The sequence below is a fragment of the Streptomyces sp. WAC04114 genome, assembly GCF_019733245.1.
Classification (GTDB): Bacteria; Actinomycetota; Actinomycetes; order Streptomycetales; family Streptomycetaceae; genus Streptomyces; species Streptomyces massasporeus_A.
The window spans coordinates 1-8,877 of sequence record NZ_JAIGQA010000257.1 but is presented as its reverse complement, the minus strand read 5'-3'; the positions used below and the strand labels follow the sequence as shown (position 1 = coordinate 8,877).

Here is an 8,877-nt window from a genome sequence, read left to right as displayed (position 1 = left end):
CACCCACCCTCCCCACGCCGGAAGGGCGGCGTCACCCGTCCGAGTGACCGGCTTGCAGCGACGGCTAACGGACCGTTACGTTCGCCGCGACAACCGCAAACAGATACGGCCCCCGGCCGGGAGTGGCATCCCGATCGAGGGCCTGACCGATCAGGAAGTAGTGCCTTCCCGATGGCTGACCCGCAGTCTAACGCGCGCCTGCGCGCCGACGCCGGAGCTCCGACTACCGGCGTGATCCACGTACGCACCCGCCTCACCGCCGACTTCACGGTGATCTCCAACGCCCTCGCCCAGCGGCGCGGCAGCGCGGTCACGATCGGCGTCGCGGCGTACATCGCCTCCCTGCCGGACGGCTCCCCCGTCACCATCGCCGCCCTGTGCGAGCACTTCAGCGAGGGCGAGATCCTCATCTCGCGAGCGCTCAGGGAACTCGAATCGGCCGGATACCTGGAACGCCGCCGCGAACGAATGCCCACCGGGCAGGTGCGCACCCGGACGTACTTCTACGACGTACCGCGCGGCGAGGGCCCGGACGACCCGCCCGAGCCGCCGAAGCCCCGGCCGCGGAACCGGCCTACCGTCCCGCAGGCCCGGCGGGAGACGGCGCCCGCTCCCGCTCCGGAGGAGCCCGGCAGCCCGGCACCCGCCCTCGCCGACGCCGCCCCCGAGGCGGTCGCCGTACTCACCGCCCTGCGCCGGGTCGACCCCCGCCTGGTCCTGTCCGCGCAGGAGGCCGCCCGACTGGCGCCGGCCGTCGCCGAGTGGCTGGCGGCCGGTGTCGGACCGCGGGAGATCACGGAGCTGCTGACCGTACGGCTCCCCGACCGTTTCCGGGCCCGCCCGGCAAGCGTCCTGGCCTTCCGCCTCCGGGAGACCCCGCTGCCGTTGCCCTCCCCCGCACCGCTCCCGCCGAGCGTCGAGCGCCCGGCCGTACTGCCCTTCCAGACCTGCGACGGCTGCGAGCGCGCCTTCCGCGCCCCGGGGCCCGGACACTGCCGGACCTGCCGGGACCGACTCGCCGGGGAGGGCCTGCGTGCGGCGGGCTGAGGCGACCCGGGCGAAGCCTGCGCCTCGACCGGCTGATCAGGGGGCGAGGTCCAGGACGCGCACCGGCTGCCCCTTCCACGTGTGCGCCCTGGTGGTCGCGATCACCGCACCATCCGGCCGCTCCGGGCTGGGCTGGGCGGCGTAGAGGGTGTGCGCGTCGGACCAGGTGGTCGCGCGGGCCACCGCCAGTGCGGCGGGCAGGTCCAGATCGACGATCGTGATGCAGGGCAGGGTGGCAATGTGCTCTGCGGTCCCCGGTCGGTCACGGTCGGCCTCGACCAGAGAACACTCCCATCCCCCTGGCCGATGGCCGCACCTTCACTCTCGACCTCGACGAGCTGCCGCGCCCGGAACCCGAGGCGGACACCCGCTGACGGAAGAGGAGGAGCTCACGGGCGGCTGAGCCGCTTCACGGCCTCCTCCAGCACCCCCGTCCGCTTGCAGAACGCGAACCGCACGAACGGGGCGCCCTCCTCGCGGTGGTCGTAGAAGACCGCGTTGGGGATGGCGACGACTCCGGCGCGTTCCGGCAGGCCGCGGCAGAAGGCGAAGCCGTCCGTTTCGCCGAGAGGGCGGATGTCGGTGGTGATGAAGTAGGTGCCAGAGGGGCGGAAGACCCGGAATCCGGCCTCCGCCAGGCCCGCTGCCAGCAGGTCCCGCTTGGCCAGCATGTCGGCGCGGAAGTCCGCGAAGTACGACTCGGGCAGCGAGAGGGCCTCGGCGACGGCGTACTGGAACGGGCCCGCCGAGACGTACGTCAGGTACTGCTTCGCCGAGCGCACCGCCGTGACCAGCTCCGGGGGACCCGTGATCCAGCCGACCTTCCAACCAGTGAACGAAAATGTTTTTCCGCTACTCGAAATGGTGACCGTGCGCTCGCGCATCCCCGGGAACGTCGCCAGCGGCACGTGCTCGGCGTCGTCGAAGACCAGGTGCTCGTAGACCTCGTCCGTCACCACCAGCAGGTCGCGCTCCACGGCCAGCTCGGCGATCGCGGCGAGCTCCTCGCGGGTGAGGACCGTGCCGGTCGGGTTGTGCGGGGTGTTGATCAGCAGCAGCCGGGTCCGGTCGGTGACGGCGTCGCGCAGCTCGTCGAGGTCGAGACGGAAACGGCCCTCCTCGATGTCGGCGCGCAGCGTGACCGGCACCCGGCGGCCGCCCGCCATCGCGATGCACGCCGCGTAGGAGTCGTAGTACGGCTCGAGGGCGATCACCTCGTCGCCGGGCTCCACCAGGGCCAGCAGGGCGGCGGCGATGGCCTCGGTGGCACCGGCGGTGACCAGGACCTCCGTGTCGGGGTCGTAGGACAGTCCGTAGCGGCGCTGCTGGTGGGCGGTGATCGCGGCGCGCAGCTCGGGCACGCCGGGGCCGGGCGGGTACTGGTTGCCGCGGCCGTCCCGCAGGGCCCGTACGGCGGCCTCCCTGATCTCCTCGGGGCCGTCGGTGTCGGGGAAGCCCTGTCCGAGGTTGATGGCGCCGGTGCTCAGAGCCAGGGCGGACATCTCGGCGAAGATCGTCGTCCCGAACTCGGCGAGCCGGCGGTTCAGGAGGGGGCGCGCGCTGGAGGTCATGCCGGTCATCCTGCGCCGAGGCTCTGGAGTTCCTCAACACTGCTTCGCTGATGTTCACCTGTGCCGGTACCCAAAGCATCATTGCTGGGCACTTGGTACGGCGGCCCGTGGCGTGCCCGTGCGAGCACGACACCCGCCCCCACGCCTTATGTGAGGGACGCCACACTCGAAACCCGCACAACCCCCCGCCCTTCTCGAAGGTCTGGGGCGGCGGTGGGAAGACGCCGTCTTCCCACCGCCGCCCCAGACCGTAAGGAAGGCATGAACCGAGCCATTCGTGCGTCCGCCCTCGCCGCGACCACCGTCCTCGCGACGACCGGAGCCCTGCTCACGTGCACGTCCGCGGCCGGTGCCGCCACGGCGCCCGTGACCTGTAAGTCGCCCGTCTTCAAACGGCAGTTCTACGCGAACACGACCTTCTCCGGTACGCCGAAGAAGACCGACTGCGATTCGAAGATCGATCAGAACTGGGGCACCGGCGCCCCCGCCGCCGGGCTGCCCAGCAACTACTTCGGTGTGCGCTGGACCGTCACCCGGGACTTCGGCTCCGGCGGACCGTTCTCGATCCCCGTCGCGACCCGCGACGGCCTGCGCGTCTATCTCGACGGCACGCGCAAGGTCGACATCTGGAAGAACGTCTCGACAACCCAGACGAAGACCGTCAACATCACCGTCCCGTCCGGGACGCACACCCTCCGCTTCGACTTCGTCAACTGGACGGGCGCCGCGAACGTCAAGGCGGACTACCTGCCCCGCACGTCCGTCACCGTCGACACGGTCAAGCCTCTCGTGCCCACCGGCACCTCCCTCACGTACGACTCCTCGTACCGGGCCAACTTCAGCTGGACGGCCAACAAGGAGATGGACCTCGCGGGCTACCGCGTGTACCGCCGGCTCCAGGGCACCTCGTACGGCACCAAGCCGCTGGCCACGACGACCTCCACGTCGTACACGGACACCACGCTGCCGAAGAACGGCGCGGTCTACTACTACGAGGTCCGCGCCTTCGACAAGGCGGGCAACGTGTCCGCGGGTACGGCGGACAAGTCCGTCACCACCGTCGACCAGAGCGCTCCCGCGGCGCCGAAGGGGGTCGAGGATGCCTGGAAGCCCGACTACTCCGAGAAGGTCAGCCTTTCCTGGTACGGGAACACCGAGGCGGACTTCGCCGGGTACAACGTGTACCGCTCCACCACCGGCAGGCCGGTCGCGCTCACCGCGGCGAACCGGCTGAACGGCGACAAGCCGCTCACCCAGTCCTGGTACCAGGAGTCGCTGCCGCTGACCGGGGACACGTACTACTACGTCGTCACGGCGGTCGACACCCGCGGCAACGAGTCGGCGGCTTCCGGCACGGTGGAGTTCTACACCCGGGACAAGACGGGTCCCGTGGACACCGCGCACCACGCAACGGCGGTCGAGGACGAGCGCGGGGTCACGCTGACGTGGGACAAGTCCGAGACCACCAGCGAGGACTTCGTCGGGTACACGGTCCTGCGCTATGACAAGCCGCGCACGGAGCCCGGGCGCACGACCGTGCAGGTCGCCAAGGGCATCCGGGGCACGTCCTTCACGGACGCGGCCCCGCCGCCGGGCGCCACGCACTACTACTCGGTCGTGGCTGTGGACGACGCCGGGAACGGCGGCACCCCCTCCGTCGAGATGCCGGTCGCGGTCGCCGGAAACAACACGCCGCCGCCTCCGGTGACGGGCGCGACCGCCACCGCCCAGGAGAACGGCGTCTCGCTGAGCTGGGACGCCAGTGACGATCCCGGTCTCGACCACTACCGCATCCTGCGGGGCACCCTCGTCGACGGCGCGTGGGTCTACAAGCCGCTCATCGACGCCTGGACCCTCAAGCCCAAGGAGTTCACGGAGACCCACCACCTCGACCGTATGGCCGCCGACGGTGAGCAGTTCCGCTACAGCGTCATCGCCGTCGACCAGTACGGCAACCAGCTCACCGTCGAGACCGGGGCCCCCGTCCAGGACGTCACCGAGCTCGACCTGCGCCCCGACGCCGGCGCGGGCCCCGCCGTGGGCGACACTCCGATCGGCCACCTCTACGGCGACGTGAACGGCTGGGTCGGCTGGTGGCTGGGCAGCGACACGGGCGCCAACGGCAGCAAGGTGACCGGCTTCACCGTCTACCGCTGGAACCGGTCGACCCACGTCTTCGACAAGGTTGACGTCCAGACGCGCGGTGCCGGCACCAGTTGGTCGTACGTGGACACCGCCCGGCCCAAGGGAACGACCACGTACTACCGGGTGACGGCCACCCTTGCGGACGGCACGGAGACGGCCGCCCGCGAGATGGGGTTCGCCTCGGAGAATTAGCTCCCGCCGGTTGCGGCAACGCCTTCGGCGTCCGCAGACGGCCCAGTGAGCTTCGGACGGCCCCTGACCTGCCTTTCTGTGCAGGTCATGGGCCGTTCCGCCGTGAGAACCCTCTGAAGTTCCTCAACTCTGTGTTGGGCCCGGAGCGGGGAGGGCATCACCGCCTCACGCAAGAGCGAGGCGCCCACGGGGGGCCGCTTCGGGGGAAACGAAAGGAGGGTGACGCCATGATCGTCGGCATCATCCTGGCGGTGGTCGGAGTCGTCATGGTCGGGGCGCTGGTCTCCAAGGCCCGCAGGGGCGGGTCCCCTTCCCGGCGGACGGCGCGGCGCGGGGCGTGGGCGTCCTCCGGTTCGAGCAGCAGCGACAACAGCTGGTGGGCCGGCGGGGGCGACTCCGGCGGCGGACACAGCGGGGGACACTCCTGCAGCAGCAGCTCGTCCTGCAGCAGCGGCTCGTCCTGCGGAGGCGGGTCGTCCTGCGGGGGTGGCGGTGGCTGCGGCGGCGGAGGCAGCTGACTGACGCCGGCCTCCTCACGGCGACCTTCTGTTGTCCACGACCGGGGCCGTCGGCCGTCCTCCCGAGGGGGAGGCCGTATGCACCGAGCGCGGGGTCCGCACCTGGGGGCGGGCCCCGCGTTGTCATGTCCGGGGCTTCCCGGACGGAGCACCGGCCGAACGCCTGCGCGGCGGCCACAAGGGGATCCTGTCAACGCTTCCCGCCTGTAGGACAACTCCCGTCCGCCCTGGTGCGGCTCCGGCAACTGCGGTCGGCGAGCCGCCCTTTCGGGGATCGGGCGGAATTCCGCGCTCCCTTTCGTCCCGGCTCCGTTGTGAGTCAGGGCGCACCGGCGCACGCCTCCCCGGCACCGGCGCACGCTGTAGTTGAACAGTTGAGCTGTGGAGCCCTCTGAGGGATGGAAACCCTACGAACTTGGGTAAAAACGCTGTTGCGGCGCCACCGTTCATGATTCCCTCTAAGTCACCGACGCAGCCCCACGGACGTCCTGCGTACACCTTCCTGAAACCGGCCGACCGGGCTGCCCCGGGCCGACATCCCCCGGAGCGACCGGGGCGCAGCGGACCCATCTCCCCCTCCTTTTTGTGTGCTTGCGGAGCCGATCCATGCTCACGACCCTGAACACCTCCTACACCGACACCCGCGCGGCCGATCTCGCATGGGCCCTGGGGCGCGAGCCGCTTCCCGCACTGGCCGCACTCGACCTCGAACTGGCGGACACCAAACTGCAGTTGCGACTCCTCGGTGCGTCCCACCAGGTACTGCTGGAGGAGGAGCGGGGCATCTGCTCGGAGACGGTGGCGTGCATCGCGGGCAGCAGCACTCCGCTTCCGCTCGGCGTCGCCAAGCGGGTGGACGACTGGGAGTACGAGTTCGCGGCCCGGGTCGAGGTCCTCTCGCCCGGCTCCTTCGCGGGCCGCGCCCAGGAGTTGCTGGCCCTCGTCTCCGACCACCCGCACGGCCTCGCCGGTGTCTTCCCCGGCAGCCCGTACGCCTTCACGGCCCTGCTCGCCCAGCACCACGAGGGACAGGTGCACTGGCGGACCTGGCACGCCTACCCGCAGGACGGGCAGTTGGTGGCGACCCGTACGAGGGTCGGAGTGCGCGTACCGGCGTCGGTCTACGTCAACTGACCCTTGCCGACTGGTGTCCGCCCCGCCGGATCGTATGTGGTGAACCGAAACTCGTACCGGTACCCGGCCCTGTAAACCAGCACCACACGTGTGGGTGACGAATCGCAGTCGAGGCGTGACGTAACGTCGCAGCGTGATCGAGCCGCACGCGCCCGCCCCGCCCCGTTCGCAGGAGCCCTGGAGCGCCCCGGGCGGCCCCGACGGCCCGGCGCGGCTGCCCGTCCGGCCGGGCACCGGACGGTTCCTCGTCCTCGCCGGGGTGTTTGTCTGCGCGGCCTGCGGACTCGTGTACGAACTGGAACTCGTCGCGCTGGCCTCGTACTTGATGGGCGACTCCGTCACGCAGGCGTCCGTCGTGCTGTCCGTGATGGTCTTCGCCATGGGCGTCGGCTCCCTCGCCGCCAAGCGGCTGCGCCGGCTCGCCGCGGCCGGCTTCGGCGCCGTCGAGGCCACCCTCGCGCTCGTCGGCGGCTGCAGCGCGATGGCCCTTTACGCCGTGTTCGCCTGGACCGGCGACTGGGGCGGGATGTGGGCCAACGGGCCGCGCTGCCTGCTGGTCGCCTGCTCCCTCGCCGTCGGACTGCTCATCGGCGCCGAGGTCCCGCTGCTGATGGAGCTGATCCAGCGCATCCGCCGCCAGGACGCGGGTGGCGCGGTGGCCGACCTGTTCGCCGCCGACTACGTCGGAGCACTCGTCGGCGGCCTCGCCTTCCCCTTCCTGCTGCTGCCGTTCTTCGGGCAGTTGACCGGCGCGCTGCTCACCGGCGCGGTCAACACGGTCGTCGGCGGGGCGCTGGTGCTCGGCCTGTTCCGGCGGGACCTCACCCGCCGGGCCCGCTGGCTGCTGCTGATCGGCAACGGCCTCGTCCTCGCCGTCCTCGCCTCGGCCGCCGTCCTCGTCGACGACTTCGAACGGGCCGCGCGGCAGGCGATGTACGGCGAGGACGTCCGCGTGGCACTGCAGACCGGTGTGAAGGAGGTGGTCCTCGCCGGCGGCACGGACGGCAGGTCCCTCGACATCTACTTCGACGGCCGGCTGCGGGTCAGCGGGCGCGACGAACTGCGCTTCCACGAGGCCCTCGTCCACCCGGCCATGACCGGCCCGCACGCGCGCGTGCTGATCCTCGGCGGCGGCGACGGCCTCGCGGTGCGCGAAGTGCTGCGGCACGCCGGAGTGGACAGGGTCGACGTCGTCGAACTCGACGCGGAGGTCGTCCGGCTGGCCCGCACCGACCCGGCCCTGTCCGCGCTCAACGAGCACGCCTTCGGCGACCCGCGCGTGCGGGTCACGACCGCGGACGCCTTCGGCTGGCTGCGCGGGGCGACCCCGGCGGCGTACGACGTGGTCGTCTCGGACCTGCCCGACCCGGGCATCACGGAGAGCACGAAGCTGTACTCGCAGGAGTTCTACGGTCTCGCGCGGCGCGTGCTGGCCCCCGGCGGGCGGCTCGTGGTGCACGCCGGGCCGGTCGCGTCCGACCGCCGGGTGTACTGGACGGTCGAGGCCACCGTGCGCGCGGCGGGCCTGCGCACCGCCCCGTACGGCACGGCAGGCCGATACGCCGGTTCCGCCGCCGGACCGGACCGCACGCCCCCCGATCGCGCCCGGGCGCCCCGGGACTGGGGTTTCGTGCTGGCCGGCCGCACGGACCCGCGCCCGCGGCTCGACCCGGACGGCCCGCGGCCCAGTGCCCTCACGGAGGCGTCCCTGGCCGCGGGGGAACGGGCCGCGCGCAGAACGCGGATCGGAGGCCTGCCGGCGTCGACGCTGGTGCATCCGCGGTACTGAGGGGTCGGAGCCTGCCGAGCGGTCGGCCTGGCGGCCATCGGGCATCGGGGATCGGGCCGGGCCCGGAGGATACGCCTGGTGGGGGTGGATCGGGGTTGAATCCCTCGGGCGGGGGTGCGTTTCGGGCTGTGCTGGGTAGAGTCCGTCGACATGGAGCACGAGGTGTTCGTTCCGGTTCCGGCCGAGCGGCTCAGGGAGGTGCTGGACGACCCCGCGCGGGTCGCCCGGGTTGTTCCCGGGCTCCAGCAGGACGCCGGCGCCGAACCGGTCGCCGGGCGGCTGAAGATCCGGGTCGGCAGCCACTCCGTCACCTACCGGGGTGCCGTACGGGTCTCCCGGCGGGACGACGACGCGTACGGCGTCGAGGGCGAGGCGGCGGAGTCGCGCGGCAGCGGCTCGGTCAAGCTCAGCCTGCGGATCGCCCTGCGTGCGGCGGAGGACGGCTGCACCATCGTCTACGACGGCACGGCCTCCGCCGACG

7 protein-coding genes and 1 pseudogene are annotated in these 8,877 nt (G+C 71.8%); 6 read left to right on the top strand and 2 right to left on the bottom strand.

Annotation, left to right across the window (positions count from 1 at the left end):
* Positions 1 to 171 precede the first annotated feature (171 nt).
* Complete coding sequence (locus K4G64_RS36835; RefSeq protein ID WP_221760234.1) at positions 172 to 1,047, top strand: hypothetical protein; 876 nt, start codon at positions 172 to 174, stop codon at positions 1,045 to 1,047.
* Positions 1,048 to 1,083: 36 nt separating this feature from the next.
* Here the strand turns inward: K4G64_RS36835 and K4G64_RS40825 are convergent.
* Both K4G64_RS40825 and K4G64_RS36825 read right to left on the bottom strand, forming a co-directional pair.
* Positions 1,084 to 1,335: pseudogene (locus K4G64_RS40825) on the bottom strand (hypothetical protein); the annotation flags it as partial.
* Between the two features lie 101 nt (positions 1,336 to 1,436).
* Positions 1,437 to 2,627 (bottom strand): pyridoxal phosphate-dependent aminotransferase, encoded by a 1,191-nt coding sequence (locus K4G64_RS36825; RefSeq protein ID WP_221760232.1) that lies wholly within the window; start codon positions 2,625 to 2,627, stop codon positions 1,437 to 1,439.
* 252 nt (positions 2,628 to 2,879) lie between these two features.
* Between K4G64_RS36825 and K4G64_RS36820 the strand changes: the two genes are divergently transcribed.
* The 5 genes from K4G64_RS36820 to K4G64_RS36800 all read left to right on the top strand — a co-directional run.
* Positions 2,880 to 4,955, top strand: coding sequence for a fibronectin type III domain-containing protein (locus K4G64_RS36820; protein ID WP_221760231.1), 2,076 nt, complete (start codon positions 2,880 to 2,882; stop codon positions 4,953 to 4,955).
* Positions 4,956 to 5,182: 227 nt separating this feature from the next.
* A complete protein-coding gene (locus K4G64_RS36815; RefSeq protein WP_221760230.1) occupies positions 5,183 to 5,473 on the top strand; it encodes a hypothetical protein in 291 nt (96 codons plus the stop codon).
* A gap of 606 nt (positions 5,474 to 6,079) precedes the next feature.
* The gene (locus tag K4G64_RS36810; RefSeq protein ID WP_221760229.1) at positions 6,080 to 6,607 is read left to right on the top strand and encodes a DUF2617 family protein; all 528 of its coding nucleotides are present in this window, start codon (positions 6,080 to 6,082) and stop codon (positions 6,605 to 6,607) included.
* A 133-nt stretch (positions 6,608 to 6,740) separates the two neighbouring features.
* On the top strand, positions 6,741 to 8,396 hold the full coding sequence (locus K4G64_RS36805; RefSeq protein ID WP_221760228.1) for a polyamine aminopropyltransferase: 1,656 nt from the start codon (positions 6,741 to 6,743) through the stop codon (positions 8,394 to 8,396).
* Between the two features lie 150 nt (positions 8,397 to 8,546).
* On the top strand, positions 8,547 to 8,877 hold a 331-nt coding region (locus K4G64_RS36800), incomplete at its 3' end, for an SRPBCC domain-containing protein (protein ID WP_260461492.1).